The organism is Ruegeria sp. HKCCD6604 (genome assembly GCF_013110635.1).
GTDB lineage: Bacteria > Pseudomonadota > Alphaproteobacteria > Rhodobacterales > Rhodobacteraceae > Ruegeria.
In genome coordinates this window covers 295,163-313,743 of the sequence record NZ_WVQW01000002.1, presented here as the reverse complement: position 1 = coordinate 313,743, position 18,581 = coordinate 295,163, and the positions used below count along the sequence as shown (strand labels likewise).

General features: G+C 59.8%; 20 protein-coding genes. 10 read left to right on the top strand and 10 right to left on the bottom strand.

Annotation, left to right across the window (positions count from 1 at the left end):
- The first annotated feature begins 14 nt into the window (after positions 1 to 14).
- Both GS614_RS09590 and GS614_RS09585 read left to right on the top strand, forming a co-directional pair.
- Positions 15 to 698 carry a GntR family transcriptional regulator gene (locus tag GS614_RS09590; RefSeq protein WP_171119944.1) on the top strand — a complete coding sequence of 228 codons (684 nt, stop codon included), beginning with the start codon at positions 15 to 17 and terminating at the stop codon, positions 696 to 698.
- A 77-nt stretch (positions 699 to 775) separates the two neighbouring features.
- Positions 776 to 2,173, top strand: a complete 1,398-nt coding sequence (locus tag GS614_RS09585) for an aspartate aminotransferase family protein (protein WP_171726117.1) — start codon at positions 776 to 778, stop codon at positions 2,171 to 2,173.
- Between the two features lie 54 nt (positions 2,174 to 2,227).
- Here the strand turns inward: GS614_RS09585 and GS614_RS09580 are convergent, their stop codons facing one another.
- Together GS614_RS09580 and GS614_RS09575 are read right to left on the bottom strand one after the other, a co-directional pair.
- Positions 2,228 to 3,544 (bottom strand): lytic murein transglycosylase, encoded by a 1,317-nt coding sequence (locus GS614_RS09580; protein ID WP_171726116.1) that lies wholly within the window; start codon positions 3,542 to 3,544, stop codon positions 2,228 to 2,230.
- 62 nt (positions 3,545 to 3,606) lie between these two features.
- Positions 3,607 to 4,320, bottom strand: a complete 714-nt coding sequence (locus GS614_RS09575) for a YafY family protein (RefSeq protein ID WP_171726115.1) — start codon at positions 4,318 to 4,320, stop codon at positions 3,607 to 3,609.
- A gap of 85 nt (positions 4,321 to 4,405) precedes the next feature.
- On the opposite strand from GS614_RS09575, the gene GS614_RS09570 reads away from it, so the two are divergent.
- The gene (locus GS614_RS09570; RefSeq protein WP_171726114.1) at positions 4,406 to 5,104 is read left to right on the top strand and encodes a glutathione S-transferase family protein; all 699 of its coding nucleotides are present in this window, start codon (positions 4,406 to 4,408) and stop codon (positions 5,102 to 5,104) included.
- Positions 5,101 to 5,487, top strand: a complete 387-nt coding sequence (locus GS614_RS09565) for a DUF1801 domain-containing protein (protein ID WP_171726113.1) — start codon at positions 5,101 to 5,103, stop codon at positions 5,485 to 5,487. Before GS614_RS09570 ends, GS614_RS09565 begins: the two co-directional genes overlap by 4 nt.
- Here the strand turns inward: GS614_RS09565 and rnr are convergent.
- The 3 genes from rnr to dapE are packed head-to-tail and all read right to left on the bottom strand — an operon-like array spanning position 5,478 to position 9,502.
- Positions 5,478 to 7,736 carry a ribonuclease R gene (gene rnr, locus GS614_RS09560; protein ID WP_171726112.1) on the bottom strand — a complete coding sequence of 753 codons (2,259 nt, stop codon included), beginning with the start codon at positions 7,734 to 7,736 and terminating at the stop codon, positions 5,478 to 5,480. The genes GS614_RS09565 and rnr overlap by 10 nt on opposite strands.
- 47 nt (positions 7,737 to 7,783) lie before the next feature.
- On the bottom strand, positions 7,784 to 8,359 hold the full coding sequence (locus GS614_RS09555) for a TIGR04282 family arsenosugar biosynthesis glycosyltransferase (protein ID WP_171119951.1): 576 nt from the start codon (positions 8,357 to 8,359) through the stop codon (positions 7,784 to 7,786).
- Between the two features lie 3 nt (positions 8,360 to 8,362).
- Positions 8,363 to 9,502, bottom strand: a complete 1,140-nt coding sequence (gene dapE / locus GS614_RS09550; protein WP_171726111.1) for a succinyl-diaminopimelate desuccinylase — start codon at positions 9,500 to 9,502, stop codon at positions 8,363 to 8,365.
- Between the two features lie 210 nt (positions 9,503 to 9,712).
- Between dapE and GS614_RS09545 the strand changes: the two genes are divergently transcribed.
- On the top strand, positions 9,713 to 10,771 hold the full coding sequence (locus GS614_RS09545; RefSeq protein WP_171119953.1) for a transporter substrate-binding domain-containing protein: 1,059 nt from the start codon (positions 9,713 to 9,715) through the stop codon (positions 10,769 to 10,771).
- Here GS614_RS09545 and GS614_RS09540 read toward each other — a convergent pair.
- The gene (locus GS614_RS09540; protein WP_171726110.1) at positions 10,768 to 11,112 is read right to left on the bottom strand and encodes a hypothetical protein; all 345 of its coding nucleotides are present in this window, start codon (positions 11,110 to 11,112) and stop codon (positions 10,768 to 10,770) included. The genes GS614_RS09545 and GS614_RS09540 overlap by 4 nt on opposite strands.
- A 337-nt stretch (positions 11,113 to 11,449) precedes the next feature.
- Here GS614_RS09540 and GS614_RS09535 point away from each other — a divergent pair, with 337 nt between their 5' ends.
- Positions 11,450 to 12,097, top strand: a complete 648-nt coding sequence (locus GS614_RS09535) for a hypothetical protein (protein ID WP_171726109.1) — start codon at positions 11,450 to 11,452, stop codon at positions 12,095 to 12,097.
- 139 nt (positions 12,098 to 12,236) lie between these two features.
- Here GS614_RS09535 and dapD read toward each other — a convergent pair whose 3' ends face one another.
- From dapD to GS614_RS09520, 3 genes are all read right to left on the bottom strand, one after another.
- Positions 12,237 to 13,064 carry a 2,3,4,5-tetrahydropyridine-2,6-dicarboxylate N-succinyltransferase gene (dapD, locus tag GS614_RS09530; protein ID WP_171119955.1) on the bottom strand — a complete coding sequence of 276 codons (828 nt, stop codon included), beginning with the start codon at positions 13,062 to 13,064 and terminating at the stop codon, positions 12,237 to 12,239.
- A gap of 107 nt (positions 13,065 to 13,171) precedes the next feature.
- Positions 13,172 to 13,771 carry a GntR family transcriptional regulator gene (locus GS614_RS09525; RefSeq protein ID WP_171205242.1) on the bottom strand — a complete coding sequence of 200 codons (600 nt, stop codon included), beginning with the start codon at positions 13,769 to 13,771 and terminating at the stop codon, positions 13,172 to 13,174.
- 44 nt (positions 13,772 to 13,815) lie between these two features.
- A complete protein-coding gene (locus GS614_RS09520) occupies positions 13,816 to 14,727 on the bottom strand; it encodes a threonine/serine dehydratase (RefSeq protein ID WP_171119957.1) in 912 nt (303 codons plus the stop codon).
- Between the two features lie 79 nt (positions 14,728 to 14,806).
- Here GS614_RS09520 and GS614_RS09515 point away from each other — a divergent pair, with 79 nt between their 5' ends.
- Both GS614_RS09515 and GS614_RS09510 read left to right on the top strand, forming a co-directional pair.
- Positions 14,807 to 15,649, top strand: coding sequence for a TIGR00730 family Rossman fold protein (locus GS614_RS09515; protein WP_152459318.1), 843 nt, complete (start codon positions 14,807 to 14,809; stop codon positions 15,647 to 15,649).
- Positions 15,650 to 15,652: 3 nt separating this feature from the next.
- The gene (locus GS614_RS09510) at positions 15,653 to 16,750 is read left to right on the top strand and encodes a cystathionine gamma-lyase (RefSeq protein WP_171726108.1); all 1,098 of its coding nucleotides are present in this window, start codon (positions 15,653 to 15,655) and stop codon (positions 16,748 to 16,750) included.
- Here GS614_RS09510 and GS614_RS09505 read toward each other — a convergent pair whose 3' ends face one another.
- The gene (locus tag GS614_RS09505; protein WP_152459320.1) at positions 16,751 to 17,134 is read right to left on the bottom strand and encodes a hypothetical protein; all 384 of its coding nucleotides are present in this window, start codon (positions 17,132 to 17,134) and stop codon (positions 16,751 to 16,753) included.
- 160 nt (positions 17,135 to 17,294) lie between these two features.
- Between GS614_RS09505 and GS614_RS09500 the strand changes: the two genes are divergently transcribed.
- Complete coding sequence (locus GS614_RS09500) at positions 17,295 to 18,215, top strand: DnaJ C-terminal domain-containing protein (RefSeq protein ID WP_171726107.1); 921 nt, start codon at positions 17,295 to 17,297, stop codon at positions 18,213 to 18,215.
- Positions 18,212 to 18,550, top strand: a complete 339-nt coding sequence (locus GS614_RS09495) for a hypothetical protein (protein WP_170345537.1) — start codon at positions 18,212 to 18,214, stop codon at positions 18,548 to 18,550. The genes GS614_RS09500 and GS614_RS09495 overlap by 4 nt, the downstream gene beginning before the upstream one ends.
- Positions 18,551 to 18,581 lie beyond the last annotated feature (31 nt).

Sequence of the window (18,581 nt, the reverse complement as noted above, 5' to 3'; positions counted from 1 at the left end):
ATGGGAAGAACCAATTGGATTTGATCAAAAATAAGGCATCTGCGTCGACAAACGACAAAGGGAAACAGCCCGCGCATGAGCAGGTTTATCAAACGCTCAGATCACAGATCCTGTTCGGCGAATTGGTTCCGGGCCAACCTGTCACGATCCAGGGCCTGACTGATTCGCTGGGTGTTGGCATGACACCGGTGCGCGAAGCCATCCGCCGGTTGATCTCGGACGGGGCATTGGTGTTCCAGGGCAATCGGCGCGTAAGCGTGCCGCTGCTGTCCCCGGGCGATATCCAGGAAATGATCTTTGCCAGAACCTCAATAGAATCAGAGCTTTCAAGGCGCGCGACGTCGAATTTGCAGGCCGAGGACATCGATCATCTCGAGCGACTCGATACGCATTTGGACCGTATGATCGCCGACGGGGACGTAGGCGGATATCTGCGTCTGAACCAGGCGTTTCACGAAACGCTGTACTCTCATGCAAACGCACCGATTCTCAGTGATCTCGCCGAAAGGCTTTGGTTGCGGTTCGGCCCTTCGCTGCGTGTCGTGTGTGGTCGATTCGGGACTCAAAGCCTGCCGGATCGACACAAGGATATAATTTCCGCGTTGCGCGAAGGCGACGCCGAAAAAGCGGCAAAGGCAACGGCTCAGGACATCGAACAAGGCATGGAATTGATGTCGGACGCCCTGACTTCCGCTTAACTCAGCCTGATTCGATTGACAGCGATGAATTTGATCATATTGTGATCCGCAACCGCGTTCTTGTAGGAGATTCTCCGATGTCCACCATAACCAACCATATGCCGACCGCCGAATTGCAGGCGCTGGATGCGGCGCATCACATCCATCCTTTCTCGGCCAATGGTGCGCTGGGGCAGGAAGGGGCCCGCGTGATTACACGCGCCAGCGGGGTTTACCTGACCGACAGCGAAGGTGAGGAAATCCTGGACGCAATGGCAGGTCTTTGGTGCGTCAATATCGGTTATGGCCGCGATGAGCTGGCCGATGTCGCGGCGCGTCAGATGCGCGAACTGCCCTACTACAACACCTTCTTCAAGACGACCCATGTGCCGGCAATCGCACTGGCGGCCAAAATCGCCGAACTGGCACCAGGTGATCTGAACCATGTCTTTTTCGCAGCTGGCGGGTCCGAGGCAAACGACACCAATATCCGCCTCGTGCGCACATACTGGGCCGAGAAGGGGCAGCCGGACAAAAATATCATCATCAGCAGGAAAAACGCGTATCACGGGTCTTCCGTCGGGTCGGCTTCGCTGGGCGGTATGGCAGGCATGCACGCGCAGGGCGGCATTCCGATCCCGAACATTCACCACATCAAACAACCCAACTGGTGGGCCGAAGGTGGCGACATGTCGCCCGAGGACTTCGGCCTGGCCCGCGCGCGCGAGCTGGAAGAGGCCATACAGGAGCTGGGCGAGGACCGTGTCGCGGCCTTCATCGCCGAGCCGGTTCAGGGTGCAGGCGGCGTGATCGTGGCGCCCGATACCTACTGGCCGGAAATTCAGCGCATCTGCGACAAATACGATATCCTGTTGATTGCAGACGAGGTGATCTGTGGGTTCGGCCGAACCGGCAACTGGTTCGGATCGCAAACCGTGGGCATCAAACCGCATATCATGACCATCGCCAAGGGGCTCAGCTCGGGCTATGCGCCGATCGGCGGGTCCATCGTGAATGACGAGATCGCCGAAGTGATTGGCGGGACGGAATTCAACCACGGGTACACCTATTCCGGCCACCCCGTCGCCGCCGCCGTGGCGCTTGAGAACCTGCGCATTTTGGAAGAAGAGAAGATCGTCGAGCATGTGCGCGATGTTGCCGCCCCCTATCTGAAAGAGAAATGGGAGGCGCTGGCCGATCACCCGCTGGTGGGTGAGGCGAAGATTGTCGGAATGATGGCCTCCATCGCTCTGACACCCGACAAAGCCAGCCGCGCCAAGTTCGCGTCCGAGCCCGGCACGATCGGTTATATCTGCCGTGACCGTTGCTTTGCCAACAATCTGATCATGCGCCACGTGGGCGACCGTATGATCATCTCGCCGCCGCTGATCCTGACCCCGGCGGATATCGACGAGATGTTCGTGCGGATTTACAAATCTCTGGACGAAGCACAGGCGGAAATCATCGCTCAGGGGCTGATGAAAGCCGCATCCTGAGTTCAGAAAAAGGCTTCTACAAAGGGGCGGCCCGTCTGGGTCGCCTCTTGTCGTTCACCGCAGCCGCTCCAAAAGTGTCGCAGTTGGATAGCCGTCCGGCACCAAACCCTGCGCCAGTTGGTAGGCGCGAACCGCATTGATGGTGTTCGGCCCGGTGCGCCCGTCGATACCCTTTGTATCGAACCCCGCATCGGTCAGGCGGGTTTGCAGCTCTTTCTTCTCGGTGAAGCTCAGCGCCCGTTCACCTCGGGGCCAGTCGGACTGAAACGGTGCGCCACCCGCAAGCCGGTCGGACAGGTGCCCGATACCGATCACATAAGCGTCGGCGCCGTTGTAGGCCTCGATCACGCTGAAATTGTCGAAAATCATCAGCGCCACACCCTGCCCCCCGGCGGGCAAAAGGATTGCGGCTTGCCCGTGATCCGGGACAGGTTTGCCGTCACGCCCCACCACGCCACGCGCCGCCCAATCTGACGGCAGCAGGGTGTAGTCCCGTTTGGCGGTGGCATAGTCGAACCCTTCGGGCAAGCGCACCTCGACGCCCCAGGGTTGCCCCTTTTTCCATCCGTGCCGCGCCAGATAGGACGCGGCCGAGGCCAGCGCATCCGTCGGATCATCCGACCAGATGTCACGCCGACCATCGCCATCGAAATCAACCGCGTGATCCAGATACGAGGTTGGCATGAACTGCGTGTGCCCCATCGCGCCTGCCCAACTGCCCAGCATGTTTTTGGCGCTGACATCGCCTGCCTGCACGATCCTCAGGGCGGCGATCAACTGCGTTTCAAAGAACTGCGCCCGCCGTGCATCAAAGGCCAGTGTCGCCAAAGAACTCAGCGTCCGGTTGCTGCCACGATAAGAGCCGAATGATGTTTCCAGCCCCCAGATTGCCGCGACCACTTCCTTTTCAACGCCATATTCCGCCTCGATTTGCTGAAACACCTGCCGATGTCGTTGCATCGCGGCACGACCATTGGAAACGCGCGTGTCCGAGACGGCGGAATCCAGATACTCCCAGATCGGTTTCGAAAATTCAGCCTGATTGCGGTCTCGTTTCAGGATGTCCTCGTCAAAGATCATGTCCGAGAACACCCTGTTCAATGTTCTTTCCGATATACCCTGCTGCTTCGCGCGCTCCTGAAACGCGCCGAGCCAGGCCTGAAACCGTGCGGTCACGGCCGCGGACACCCGCAAAGCCTCAACCGCCGGGCGCGGGACCGGACGGATCGAAACCGCCACATCCGCCGAGGCCAGCTGTATCGTTTCGCCGGGCACTGCACTGTCTGGCCAAGTCGTTTTTTCCGATATGTCCGCCTGCACCATGGATGCCCACAATGCGACGGTCATGACGCCGCCTACGCATTTTTGCATTCCGATTTTTCCTGATTACTGCTCGACCTCAGCGTAGCGCAAAATCGGCGAATCACAAAGTCTCAGGCACCCTCATCGCGTTCTTGCGCTGCGCGCGCTGCGCGGATTTGCGCCAAAACTTCGCGCAGCATGGGCACCCGGCTCGGTCTAAAGCTTTGATCTGTCACGGACATGTCCTGCATGCGATCCAACCGGAAGACGCGAAAATCCTGTCTCAGGTGGCACCAGCCGAGCAACACATTTGATCGATCCATATAGACGATGCTCAGCGGGTTGACCCGTCTATGTGTGGCATCGCCTTTTGCGTCCGTATACGAGAACTCGACCGCGCGTTCGTCCCACGTCGCCTGCCGCAAAATGGCCACGTCGATGGTCGGCGCGGGCGGGCGATTGAACCGCGTTGCCGCCAGAACCGCGTGGCTCAGCCGATGGGACTGTCGCTGTGGCAATCGCCCCTGCAATTTCCGCAGGGCGGCGCTGGCTGCATCTGACAAGGCCGGATCACCAATCACCTGAACTTCGCGCAGGCCAAGAACCAGGGCCTCAAGCTCGTCATCGGTGAAACCCAATGGCGGCAATGTCGCATCTTCGATCAGAGTGAACCCAAACCCTGCCTCACCGTCAATAACGGCCCCCAGACCACGCAGCGCGTCAATATCCCTGTGTATCGTCCTGGCAGAAACTCCCAGATCCTGCGCCAGTTGTTCAGACGTTCTGGGCGATGGGCCAGAACGCAGAGCTTGCATCAGTTGGAACAATCGGGCGGTGCGGGACATGATGAACCCTAGCCTATCCCTAATGACAAAAACTGTCATCAGGCCGGTTTACTCATCCGGCACGTCAAAAACACGGAGCCATGCGATGCTGACCCTTCTCACCTATCCTTCCGCCTTCGGCCTGTTCAGCGCCAGCCCGTTCTGCGTCAAGACAGCCTTGATGCTTCAGCACTCCGGTCAGGTCTGGCAGCGTTCGGACATGCTTGACCCGCGCAGGATGCCGCATCAAAAACTGCCAGTGCTGCGCACGCCAGAGCGGTTGATACCAGACAGCGATCTGATCCGCGATTGGCTGGAACAGAAGGGGGCGGAGTTCGATCAGGGGCTTTCGGATGTGGAAAAAGCGCAATCCCGCGCGCTGGTACGAATGGCCGAAGAGCATCTGTATTTCCACATCGTTCTGGACCGCTGGGGCAATGACGAGGTCTGGCCGATCCTTCGCGAAACCTTTTTCACTGGAATTCCGGCTCTGATCCGAAAGCCGGCGTCCAATGCGATCCGAAAATCCGTTCTGAAAGGAATCACGTCACAAGGGATCGGCCGGTTCTCGTTGCCCGAGCGCATGGACCGGGTCGAACGCGATCTCGAGGCGATCTCGGCCCATCTGTGGCAATCCCGCTTCCTGCTGGCGGATCAACCGACTTCAGCAGATATGAGCGTCGGCCCGATGCTCGGCGCCATGCGCGCAACGCCTGCCGATACCCCACTGACCCGCAGGATCAAACAGGATAATCTGTTGAACAGTTACGTAGACCGGATGGAACAGGCGATACCGATTGCATGAAACCTTTTGATGACCCTTCGGTCGCCTCGGCCTTTGAAGCCATGCCCCCGCAAGCACGCGCGGGGGCCCTGGCGCTTCGCGATCTGATACTGAATACAGCAGAGTCTCTGCCCGCCGCCAATCCATTGCGAGAAGAGCTGCGCTGGGGCCAGCCCGCCTATCTTGCCCCCAAAGGATCAACGATCCGGCTGGGGGCTCACAAATCCTCGGATTTCGCACTGTTCGTGCACTGCCAAAGCCGATTGATCGGTGATTTCACCACGGCCTTTCCGGGCGAGGACCGGATTGACGGGAACCGGGCCATCCTGTTCGATGACCCGCGCCAGATCGATGAAACCCGCCATGGCTGGCTGATTGCCCGGGCGCTGACCTATCACCTTTGACGGCGCTTGCGTTCGACCTTGCGCTTGATCTTGTCCTTCTTGCGCTTGGTGCTGGCTGCCTTGCGTCGCGTCGACCGCTTGGCGGGCCCGCGCCCGCGCGGCAGGGCCTGATCGTCGATGGACAGCAGTTCCAGCTCCAACCCGCCGGTCACAGGTGTCGCCTCGGTCAGCCGCACCGTGACCCGCTGGCCGATGGCGATGATCAGCCCGGAATCCGAGCCCATCAGCGTTCCGGCCTCTCGATCAAAATGGAAGAATTCGCGCCCCAAAGACCGCACCGGCACCAGGCCATCCGCGCCCGTTTCGTCCATTTTCACGAAGGCCCCGAACCGGGCAATGCCATTGATCCGCCCGGTGAATTCGTTGCCCACACGTTCGCTGAGATAAGCCGCCAGATAGCGGTCGGTCGTATCGCGCTCGGCCATCATCGAGCGGCGTTCGGTATCTGAAATATGCGTGGCCGTTTCTTCGAGCCGGGCAATTTCGTCCTCGGTCAGCCCGTCCTTGCCCCAGCCATGGGCCGAGATCAGCGCCCGGTGCACGATCAGGTCGGCATAGCGCCGGATGGGTGAGGTGAAATGTGCGTAGTTGCGCAGCGCCAGCCCGAAATGGCCGTAGTTTTCCGGGCTGTAATAGGCCTGCGCCATCGACCGCAAGGTGCTGAGATTGATCAGCTCGGCATCCTCGGTACCGGCGGCAGCATTCAGCAGCGCGTTCAGGTGACGGGTCTGGAGCACCTGCCCCTTGGCCAGATTCAGCCCGGCGGCCTGCGCCGTCTCGCGCAGGCTTTCCAGTTTTTCGGGCGCGGGTTCTTCGTGCACCCGGAACAGCAGCGGGCTGCGCTTGGCGATCAGCGTCTCGGCGGCGGCCACGTTGGCCAGGATCATGAATTCCTCGATCAGCCGGTGCGCGTCCAGCCGCTCGCGGAAGGCCACGCTTTCGACCTCGCCCTTGTCGTTCAGAACGATCTTGCGCTCCGGCAGGTCCAACTCCAGCGGCTGGCGATCAGCACGGGCCTTTTTCAGCGCGGCATATGCAGCATAAAGCGGTTTCAGAACCGGCTCCAGCAACGGCCCAGTGCGGTCGTTCGGATGACCGTCGATGGCCTCTTGCACCTCGGCATAGTTCAGGGACGCGGCCGAGCGCATCAGACCGCGTACGAACCGGTGACCGATCTTGTTGCCATCCGCGTCGATCTGCATACGCACCGCGATACAGGCGCGCGGCACGCCTTCGTGCAGCGAACACAGATCACCCGACAGACGGTCGGGCAGCATCGGCACGACGCGGTCGGGGAAATAGCTGGAATTGCCGCGCTTGCGCGCCTCGCCGTCCAGCGCGGTGCCGGGCCGCACATAGGCGGCGACATCAGCAATGGCGACCCAGATGACGTGCCCTCCAGGGTTCTTGGGATCATCGTCTGCATGGGCATAACAGGCGTCGTCATGATCGCGCGCGTCCGAGGGATCGATCGTCAGCAAAGGCATATCCCGCAGATCCTCGCGGCCTTTCAGGCCGACAGGCTTGGCTTTGTCGGCCTCGGCAATCACCTTGTCGGGGAAATCATCCGGGATGCCGTGCTGATGGATCGCGATCAACGAAACGGCCTTGGGCGCAGTCGGGTCGCCCAGCCGTTCTACGATACGCGCGCGTGGCAGCCCCATGCGGTTTTTCGGCCCGGCTTGTTCAGCCTCGACCAGTTCGCCATCCCTGGCGCTCAGCGCAGCGCCTTCGGCCACCAGCCATTCGGTCGATCCGGCCTTGTCGATCGGCACGATCCGCCCGCCTTCAGCCCCTTTGCGGAAGATACCCACGATTTTCCGAGCGTTCGTCCCGATACGGCGGATCAGGCGGGCTTCGTAATTGTGATCTTCCTCATGCACCACGGTCAGACGAGCCAGAATGCGATCACCTTCGCCCAGCGCCGGGTCGCTGGCGCGAGCAATGATCAGAACGATGGGCTCGACCCCCTCGCCATGCCATTCCAGCGGCCGCGCGAACAGGTCGCCATCGGCATTCGGCGCCTTTACCTGCAACACGCTGACCGGCGGCAGGCGATCCGGGTCGCGGTAACTGCGCTTGCGCTTCTCAAGATGGCCTTCGGCCTCAAGCTCTTTGAGGATACGTTTCAGATCAATCCGATCCGCGCCCTTGATGCCAAAGGCTTTGGCGATATCGCGTTTTGAGGTCAGGGTGGGGTTCGCCGAGATCCAGTCCAGGACCTCCTGCTTGGTAGGGATGCGAGTCATACGTCCGGCCTAGCACGCGTTTGCGACCGCGTCATGACCAAAAAGCCTCAGGGTTCAAGATCGGCAACCGTATCCACATCGCGCAGCTGATCAAGCAATGACACCCGACCGCCAGAAATCGAGGCCAGCGTGTCAGCCAATGCGTGTTCTGTCGACCAGCGCACGTTTTGGAACAGACTTGCCGGCAAGGCTGCATATCGTTGCGCGCCGACCAGCCAATAGCCACCATCCGGTGCTGGCCCAAACACCATCTGAGAACGCCCCAATGCGTCGAAAGCACGGGCAATATGGCGGCGCGAAATGCCCGGAATATCCGCACCGATCAGACAAACCGGCCCCTTGGGCATCCCGCGCAGCATCCGCCCCATGCGATCCCCCAGGTCCCCACGCCCCTGCGCGGCGCGCGGCAGGTCCGCAGGCCATACCCGGCTGTTCAGACCCTGCTGATCGGGTGAGACGGCCAAAACGATTCGCCAACGGGGATCTCGCAGCCGCCGGATCAAGGACCGGGTCTGGTGTCGAAACCACCACGCCGCCGCGACCATGCCGATTTCTCGTCCAAGCCGTGTTTTGACGCGGCCCGGTTGAGGTTCCTTCACCATGATCACCAATGTGCGCTGCATGGATCAGGCGAAATAGTCGGTCAGGATACGAGTATAAATCGATTTGAGTTGCTGGATCTGGGCCACCTCGACGCATTCGTCGACCTGATGCATCGTGCGACCGACCAGACCGAACTCTACAACCGGGCAATGGTTCTTGATGAAACGCGCATCCGACGTACCACCGGTCGTCGAAAGCTCGGGCGATGCGCCTGTTTCCGCCTCTACCGCTTTGGCCACCAGATCCGACAAGGGCCCCGGCGGGGTCAGAAAGCTTTCGCCTGAAATCTTGATTGTGACATCTATTTCAACGCCGAACTGAGCGGCCACCTCATCTGCTTCCGTCTTCAGCCAGTCACTCAGGCTGGCCCCGGAATGCAGATCATTGAAACGAATATTCACCGTTCCCTTGCACTGCGCCGGGATTACGTTGGTGGCCGCATTCCCGGTGTCGATTGTCACCACTGCCAATGTCGACGCATCGAAGTGGTCCGTGCCCTGGTCCAGTTCGTGCCCCGCCAGCCGATCCATCAGCCGCGCCATGGCTGGCAAAGGGTTTTTGGCACGATGCGGATAAGCCGAATGCCCCTGAACACCGGTGATCGTAAACCATGCGGTCATCGACCCGCGACGGCCGATCTTCATCATTTCGCCCATCTTGTTCGGGCAGGTGGGCTCACCCACCAGACAGACAGACATATGTTCATTCGCGCCGTCCATGTAATCCAGCAAGGCGGTCGTGCCATCTAGCGCGTCGCCTTCCTCGTCGCCGGTGATCGTCAGGATGATGGCTCCGTCCGGTGGGGTGTCGCGCACGAAATCGATTGCCGCCGCCGCAAACGCCGCAACGCCGGATTTCATATCCGTTGCCCCACGCCCATACATCACACCATCGCGTATTTCGGCCCCGAAAGGTGGCATCGTCCACGCGGCCTCGTCGCCGACCGGCACAACATCAGTATGGCCGTTGAACCCGAAACTGCGCGGATGGCCTTTTTGACCCCATCGTGCGAACAGGTTGCTGACGCCACCACGGTCGACACGCGTGCATTCAAACCCCGCATCCGCCAGCACCGATCCCAGCAGAACCAGCGCGCCACCCTCGGCAGGTGTGACCGATGGGCAACGGATCAGATCGGCTGTCAATTGGACGGGGTCGGTCATGCAATGGCCTCTGGAACTGTATCTTTCGCGGGTTCGCGCACAGATTCAACGAATTGGCCGGTTTTCCAACCCCAATTCGCAAAAATATCGTTGCGACCAAATGTGCAGATATCAAAGCGACACCCTAACAAATCATGGCGGTTTACCCGGCGACCATCTTGCCGCCCGCTGCACAATCGCGTTACAGGGCCGCGAAACAGGTGAATGAAAATGAAGCGCGCATTCTACGCACTGATCTGCCTGACTTTCGCCGTCCTAGCGCAGCAGAGCATGGCACAGTCTCTAACGGTTACGACGGTGACCCGCCCCCCGTTTTCCTATGTCGAAGACGGTGCGGAAACCGGCTTTTCAATGGATCTTCTCGCCGCGCTATCAGAGGCGCTGAACTGGGACTATTCCATCAATCGGGTCGATTCATTCTCGGATATGCTGGAGGCGGTTCAGAATGGGTCCGCCGATCTTGCAGTCGCCAATATCTCGATCACTGCGCTGCGGGAAACGCAAATGGACTTCAGCCAGCCGATCTTTGAGGCGGGCCTACAGATCATGGTGCCATCGGAAGCCGCGCGCCAGCCTTCGCTGCTGCATGCGCTGCTCTCAAAAGAGTTGTTTATCGCCATCGGCCTGGCCTTCGCCATTCTGTTGGGCGGCGGCATGTTGATGTGGAGCTTTGAGCGTAGTGCTCAACCCTATTTCGATCGCAAGCTGAACGAGGCATGGTTTCCCTCGTTCTGGTGGGCGCTGAACCTCGTCGTGAACGGCGGGTTCGAAGAGAGGATGCCGCGCACGCCGTTCGGCCGGCTTCTGGGTGTCGTTCTGGTTGTTTCGTCACTGTTCATCGTGTCCGTTTTCACGGCCCGCATCACCTCGGTCATGACCGTGGATGCGATCACAGGCAGCGTGAATTCGGTGAATGACCTTTATGGCAAAAGTGTCGGGACAATCACAGACTCGACCGCAGCAAGTTTTCTGAACCGGCGTGATATTGAATTCACCGGCTATCCCGGGCTGGAGCAGATGCTGGATGCGTTCCAGTCCAAACAACTGGATGCCGTCGTATTCGACGCGCCAATCCTGTCCTACTATGCGGCCCATGAAGGCCGGCGAACGGCGTCGATGACAGGCGGCGTTTTCCTGCGCGAGAACTATGGCATCGCTTTCCCGACCGGGTCGCCTCTGGTCGAGGATGTCAACCAGGCTCTGCTGTCATTGCGTGAAGACGGAACTTATGACGAAATCTATCGCAAGTGGTTCGGTATGCGGAACTAGGCCTGCGCCTCGTCTCCGAAGAACGGTGTCATCTGCGCGACGATCACGGCGTTTTCATCCAGAGCACGCTGCATCAGGGCACGTTCGTCAGGTTCGATTTCATGTCCCTGTGCCTCACGCTCGGCCAAGGTCCCGTACCCGGCGACATCCAAAGGCGCGGTGTCGGCCTGCTTCAGAATAGCCACCGTCTCGCGCACGGCTTCGGCTTCGTCCACGCCACTGGCGTAGCAGATCAGTGCCGCCCCGGTCGCACCGTCGGGCAGCCCGTCGCCATCCTTACGGCCGATCTGGACCAGAAGGGTATAGACTTGCTGACGTGAGGGCTTCTTGCGCTTTTCCATGGGCCCTGCATTACGCGCGGCGTTTTGAAGGGTCAACTGCTTCCATCGATCCTAGCTTTAAGTATGGGATCTTACGCAGCCCCTTGCCCCGCCCATAGGCACTGAGGACTTGCAGAAATGCGACTCAGCAAAGCCCTTTTCCCGTTTTCGCCCAAAAATTGAGCAGCGTTTCATCTCCATTCCCTGAGTTGAATCGGGCACATTTCTGCCACATTTTGGCCTCAATTTTGGCCATTTCCTGCTGAGTTCGACGCGTTTCCTGCCTTTCACAACGGTGAAGAGAAGCCAACTCTAAGATGCAGCCACTGCGTAAGTCATTTTTTACAGGAGAATTAAAATGAGTGTTCTGTCCAAGTTAATGATGACAACTGCAAGTGTGATTGTGCTTTCCGGAGTACCTGCTGTCGCCGTGCTGTCTTTTGTGACGCCAAGTGCAGCTTACGCCCAAGACGGCGGCGGTGAAAGCGAAGGCGGTAGCGATAGCGAGAGCGGTGGCGACAACGAAGGCGGCGGCGATAACGAAGGCGGCGGCGATAACGAAGGCGGCGGCGACAGCGAAAGCGGCGGCGATAACGAAGGCGGCGGCGACAGCGAAAGCGGCGGCGATAACGAAGGCGGCGGCGACAGCGAAAGCGGCGGTGATAACGAAGGCGGCGGCGATAACGAGAGTGGTGGAGAAAACGAAGGCGGCGGCGACAACGAAAGCGAAGGCGATAACGAAGGCGGCGGCGATAACGAGAGTGGTGGAGAAAACGAAGGCGGCGGCGACAACGAAAGCGAAGGTGATAACGAAGGCGGCGGCGATAACGAGAGTGGTGGAGAAAACGAAGGCGGCGGCGACAACGAAAGCGAAGGCGATAACGAAGGCGGCGGCGATAACGAGAGTGGTGGAGAAAACGAAGGCGGCGGCGACAACGAAAGCGAAGGCACGGAAACCAACGCAGGAAGCTCAGAAGTTGACGCTATGCAGGGTGAAAATCGCTGATCCACACAGAGCGTTCGTCCGAGCCTGGACACAATCTCAGGACCGGCTCTGACCAAGGTTCGGTCACATACGCGTAACACCCCAAAAACTGGAAAGGCCGGAGCGGGTCAGCTCCGGCCTTTCTGTACAACCGGGGCGATCAGTCCCGCAGCAATTCGTTGATGCCGGTTTTCGACCGGGTCTTTTCATCCACCCGCTTCACGATCACCGCGCAATACAGGCTGATGTTGTTCTTTGACGGCATCGAACCCGCGACGACCACCGAATAGGGCGGGACTTCGCCATATGTCACTTCGCCGGTTTCCCGATCCACGATCTTGGTGGATTTGCCGATGAACACGCCCATCCCCAGAACCGAGCCTTCGCGGACGATGCAGCCCTCGACCACCTCGGAGCGCGCGCCGATAAAGCAGTTGTCCTCGATGATGGTCGGGCCGGCCTGCATCGGCTCCAGCACGCCGCCGATACCCACACCGCCCGACAGGTGGACGTTTTTGCCGATCTGCGCGCATGAGCCGACGGTCGCCCAGGTGTCGACCATGGTGCCTTCATCCACATAGGCACCAAGGTTGACGAAGGATGGCATCAGCACCACGCCCGGCGCGATATAGGCCGACTTGCGCACAACGCAGTTGGGAACCGCACGGAATCCAGCCGAGCGCCATTGATCTTCACCCCAACCAGCGAACTTGCTGTCCACCTTGTCCCACCAGCCGCCGTCCTGCGGACCGCCAGTCTGAATTTCCATGTCCTTGATGCGAAAGCCCAGCAGAACCGCCTTTTTGGCCCACTGGTTCACGTGCCAGTCACCGTTTTCCAGCTTTTCGGCAACACGCAGAGACCCGCTGTCCAGCGCATTCAGCGTGTCTTCGATCGCTTCGCGTTGTTCACCTGCCGTGGCGGGTGTGATCGTGTCGCGTGCCTCCCAGGCGGCTTCGATGGCGGCTTCCAGTTGCGCGTTGGACATGGGGCGTCTCCCTACAGAATCTGTTCATGTTGGTTTGGCCTATACGCAAGCCGGGCCAATGGCGCAATGCGACGAACACGGGCCGTTTTGCGTCTGAAAGGCGCTATTCAGCTGGCGCGGCGTATATGTCGGGTCAGAATACCTTTTGCCGTGCTCAGGTCCTTCCGCCTGAGCGCCTGAACAAGTGCGGCGTGATCCTTGTCAGTTTGTTGCACCCATTTCGACCGCCAGTGCGCAAACAAGTGGCGTGCGCTTGCGATATGTAGATCGTCGATGGTGTGCAACAGACGGGGCAACCCGCAAGGTGTCAGGATGGCGCGATGGAATGCTCTGTTCAACGCCTCCCATTGGGGCATCGTCTGCGCCTCGTCACAGGCGATGCGTGCGCGATCGATCTTGTCCAATGCGACCGGAGACATGTTCTGAACCGATTGCTGCAACGCCAGTGTTTCCAACGCCACGCGCATTTCGATGACCTCTCGCACCTCTGCCGGGTCCAGCGCCGTGACCCGCATGCCCCGGCGTGGCTCGTGCCGGGCCAATCCATGCGCCTCAAGCCGCAACAGGGCTTCCCGCACTGGAACATGGCTGGTGTCAAAGGTGCGCGCAATATGATCCTGCCGCAGCTTTTCCCCGGCGCCCAGCTCTCCGGTTATGATTTGCTGGCTGAGGTTCTGATAAATCGTGTCCGAGATCGTAGCGGTCATAAATTATAGATAAAATCTACGGCAGCTATCCTCAACCAGATAATTCACCCCGCAAGCGGGTCCGGCGCGATATTCGCGCCGCACACCAGAACGGCCACGCGCTCGCCTGGTTCGGGCCGATACACGCCCGAGGTCAAGGCTGCCAACGCCGTGGCGCCCGCCGGCTCCACCAGAATACGATGCGCCTGCCACAGCATCTTCTGCGCCGCCGCGATGGCATCATCCGACACCAGGACCGACGTCATCCCCTGTGCCAGGTCGAAACAGATCTGCCCGATCCGGCGCGCGCCCAGCGCGTTTGCCGCGATCCCGGATACGGAAACATCCACCGGTTCACCGGCCTGCAACGCCGCATTCAATGCGCAAGAGGTCTTGGGTTCGACCGCCACGACCTTGCGCGCTCCGTCAAACCAGGCCAACGCCCCGGCGATCAGCCCACCCCCGCCCACGGCGACCAGAACCGTATCTGCCTGTAGACCCTGCGCATCCCATTCCGCAAAGCAGGTCCCCTGCCCCGCCACGGTAGCCGGCGCATCATAGGCGTGAATCTGCATCGCTCCGGTTTCCGCTTCATGCGCCTGCGCCTGTGTCAGCGCATTGGCGTATTCGCCGGGCACAACGCTCAGATCCGCTCCGGTTTGCCGGATCAATGCAATCTTGGATGGCCCCGCCAGTTCGGGCACGAAAATCTTGGCCGTATATCCAAGCGCCTGCGCCGCAAAGGCCGCCGCTGCACCATGATTGCCGCCGGATGCAGCCACGACACCCGCATCGGGTACGTCGAGGCTCAGCAACGTATTGAACGCACCGCGCGCCTTGAAACTGCCCGTGTGTTGCATGTGCTCCAGCTTCAGCTCAATGGGATGGCCCGGAATTCGACTCTCGATCACCGGCGTCACCTGCGTATGTCCGGCGATACGATCCCGCGCCGCTGATATTTCGCTCTTCCAATTCATTCTTGTCTTTCCGTGACTGGCACTCTGCCCGCGAACCCTATAGCTGTTTGGAAAACACGCAAGCAGGGATCGATCACCCATGAGAGAAGACCGCCACAATCCGTTTCGCGATGCGCAGACAGATCGCTCGACCGCGAGCGAAGTGCCGGACACGCCGCAAACGCGATCGTCCGCCTATCGCCTTGCCTTTGCCGATGACGAATTCCTGTGCCGGGACGAGCTGCGCCCGGTACGTCTGCAACTGGAATTGTTGAAACCCGAGATGATCATGAGCGAGCGCGAGATCACCTCGACCATCGTGATGTTCGGCGGCGCGCGCATCCCTGAACCATCGCAGAAACACACCGCACGAACGGAAACGCTGGCTGGTCTGTCGGCCTATTATGACGAGGCGCGCGAGTTTGCGCGGCTGATGACCGTGAAATCGAACGAGACCGGCTGCCGTGAAAACGTGATTGTCACGGGCGGCGGTCCCGGTGTGATGGAGGCAGGCAACCGTGGGGCACAGGATGCGGGCGGATGTTCTATCGGGTTGAATATCGTTCTGCCGCACGAACAGGCCCCGAACCTTTATGTGACGCCGGATCTCAGCTTCAACTTCCACTATTTCGCCATCCGCAAGATGCACTTCCTGATGCGCGCCCGCGCCATCACGATTTTCCCCGGCGGTTTCGGAACCATGGACGAGCTGTTCGAATCCCTGACCCTGATTCAGACCGGCCGGATGGACCGCGTGCCCTTCCTGCTGTTTGGTCGCGAATTCTGGGAAAAGGTCATCAACTGGAAAGCGCTGGCCGATGCCGGAACCATCTCGGACGAGGATCTTGATCTGTTCCGCTTTGTGGACACGGCGCAGGAAGCGGTCGAGATCATCGAAAACTGGGAGCCCGCCCCGCCCCGCGACGAAATTCCGGGGCGCTGAACCATGGCGCCCAAGACCGGAGAGATGCTGCATCTGCGTGGAAATGCCCTGAGCAAGGGCGAACCCGTAGCGCTGCCACTGACCCAAAGCAGCATGTACCACCTGCCGGGCACCCCGGACGGGCAGGCGAGTTACGGTCGGGTGGACAACCCGACCTGGGTGCATCTGGAGCATGTTCTGTCGCATTTGGAAGACGCGCCCTGCCTCGGCTTTCCCTCGGGCATGGCGGCGATTTCCGCGGCACTGTTTGCCACCGTAAAGGCCGGATCACGCCTGCTGATCCCCTCCGACGGCTATTACGTGACGCGCCTTTTGGCCGATCGTTTCCTGTCGCGGCTGGGTGTGATCGTTGAAGAACGCCCCACCATCGCCTTTGCCGAAGGCGGTTTTGACGGGTTCGATGTGGTCTTTGCCGAAAGCCCTTCGAATCCGGGGTTGGACATGATCGATCTGACCGAGGTGGCGGATCGGGTGCGCGCTGCCGGGGGCATAACCATTGCCGACAATACGACGATGACTCCGCTGGGTCAGCGTCCTCTTGATCTGGGCATCGACGTGGTCGTCTCGTCCGATACCAAGGCGATGGGCGGGCATTCCGACATGCTGATGGGTCATGTGGCCAGCCGCAACGGCGACATCATGGAACGGGTCGGGGAATGGCGGAAAGTCTCTGGCTCGATACCGGGGCCACATGAAGCATGGCTGCTGCATCGCGGCCTTGAAACGCTGGACGTTCGGTTCGACCGGATGTGCAGCTCGGCCGAAGTATTGGCCGAACGCCTGGCGGCACATCCCGCAGTGAAACATGTGCGCTATCCCGGGCTGGCCAACGACCCGTCGCATAAACTGGCGCAAGAACAGACCACACGTTTCGGCTTTCTTCTGTCCCTGACGCTGAACAGCGAAGAACAGGCCGAAGCCTTCATTAACAATTGCCCGCTTCTGCGCCCGGCCACGTCATTCGGGGGCGTCCACAGCTCGGCCGAGCGGCGCGCGCGCTGGGGCGACGACGTTGATCCGGCCTTTATCCGCCTGTCCGTCGGATGCGAGCCCGTGGAAGAACTGTGGCACGCTATCGAAACCAGCCTGAACGTCGTGTGATTACTTTTTGGGTTCACGCAGTTCTTTGAACACGTAGATCGGCAGTACCACGCTGGCGATCAACGCCCCCAGCCAGACCAGCAATGTTGCCGCAAGCAGGTTTGAAACCCCGCCAACGGTCAGCCCGGCTGCAATCAGGTCGGTCACGAAAAGGCCCACGAAGGTCACGATCAGGGCGATCCCACCTTTAAGGGCGGGCGCTTTCTTTTCGCCCAGTTTCAGGATCAGGGGTTCAGCGACAACTTGTACGACGGTGAAGACTATCACCACCACGATGAACGAGATCGGCTTGATCGCAAATCCCGACAATATCAGCGCGGCAAGCAACAACCCAATGGCATTCCCGGCCAGCAGGGCCAGGGCGGATTTTATTCTGCGTGACATGCGGCGGTCTCCGTCATTCGACAATTATAAATATGCAGATACTATCAGGTCTTCGGGATTTTACGAAACAATTCAATCGCCTCTTTCGTTTTACCCGTTGAAATCGCATGGTAGAACACCTTCATCCTGATCAGACCCGTCCTTGACCTGAGAGAGTGATATGAGCGACGACCCCTACACCGTTCTTGGTGTCTCGAAGGACGCCAGTACAGCCGATATCAAAAAAGCCTACCGGCGTATCGCCAAGGATTGCCATCCGGACCTGAAGCCCGGCGATGCCGAGGCTGAGGCAAAGTTCAAAGCCGCCGCCGCCGCATACGATCTGCTGAAAGACCCGGAAACCCGTGCCCGGTATGACAATGGTGAGATCGACGCCTCGGGGCAGGAACGTCCGCAACAACAGTACTACCGTGAATATGCTGAAGCCGCTGGAAACCCCTATCGCGGACGTCAGGCAGACCCGGACGACATGTCCGACATCTTCGCCGAGTTCATGAGGGGCCGTGGCGGTTTTGGCGGCCAGCGCGGCCATGAGTTTCACGCGCCGGGGCACAACCTGAACTATTCGCTGCAGATCAGCTTTCTGGATGCCGTGTTCGGTGCCAGCCAGAAACTGACCTTGCCAGACGGCGACCGGATCGAAGTCAAAATCCCTGCAGGTATTACCGACGGCCAAACCATCCGCCTGCGGGGCAAAGGGGCCCCGGGATATGGCGAAGGCCCTCCTGGCGACGCTCTGGTAACTGTTTCGGTCGCCAGTCATCCGGTGTTTGATCGTCAGGGCGACGACATCCACATCACGCTGCCCATCAGCATTGATGAGGCGATTCTGGGCGGCAAAGTCCCCGCCCCTACGATTGATGGCGGCGTGAATGTCAGCGTACCGGCGGGCACCAGCAGTGGTAAAACCCTGCGATTGCGGGGCAAGGGTGTCAAAAAACGCGGCTCGTCCGAGCGTGGGGATCAGTTGATCGAACTGACCGTCTCGATGCCCAACAAAATCGATGACGATCTGAAACAGTTCATGGAGACCTGGCGCAAAACACACAGCTACGATCCGCGGAAAGGAATGCCGTCATGACCCTGACCGAAAAGGAACTGATCGAAACGGTCACCCGCCTGACCTCGGACCGCCTGACCGAATACCTGGCGGCGGAAATCGTGATTCCAGAACAGTCGGATCAAGGGCTGGTTTATCAAAACATCGACGTCGCCCGTCTGGAACTGGCCTGTGAGTTGCACGAACAGTACGACATGGAGGCGGATGCGCTGTCGATGATGATCTCACTGATCGACCAGTTGCATGGGCTGCGGGCCGAACTGCGCGAAGTTCTGAACGCGATCGAGGCGCAGCCCGAACCTGTGCGGCAGCAACTGGTCAAGGTCATCGGTACAGCGCGATTCCGTCGCAGATAACGGGGTTTTGGACTCGAAACATTTGGATTAG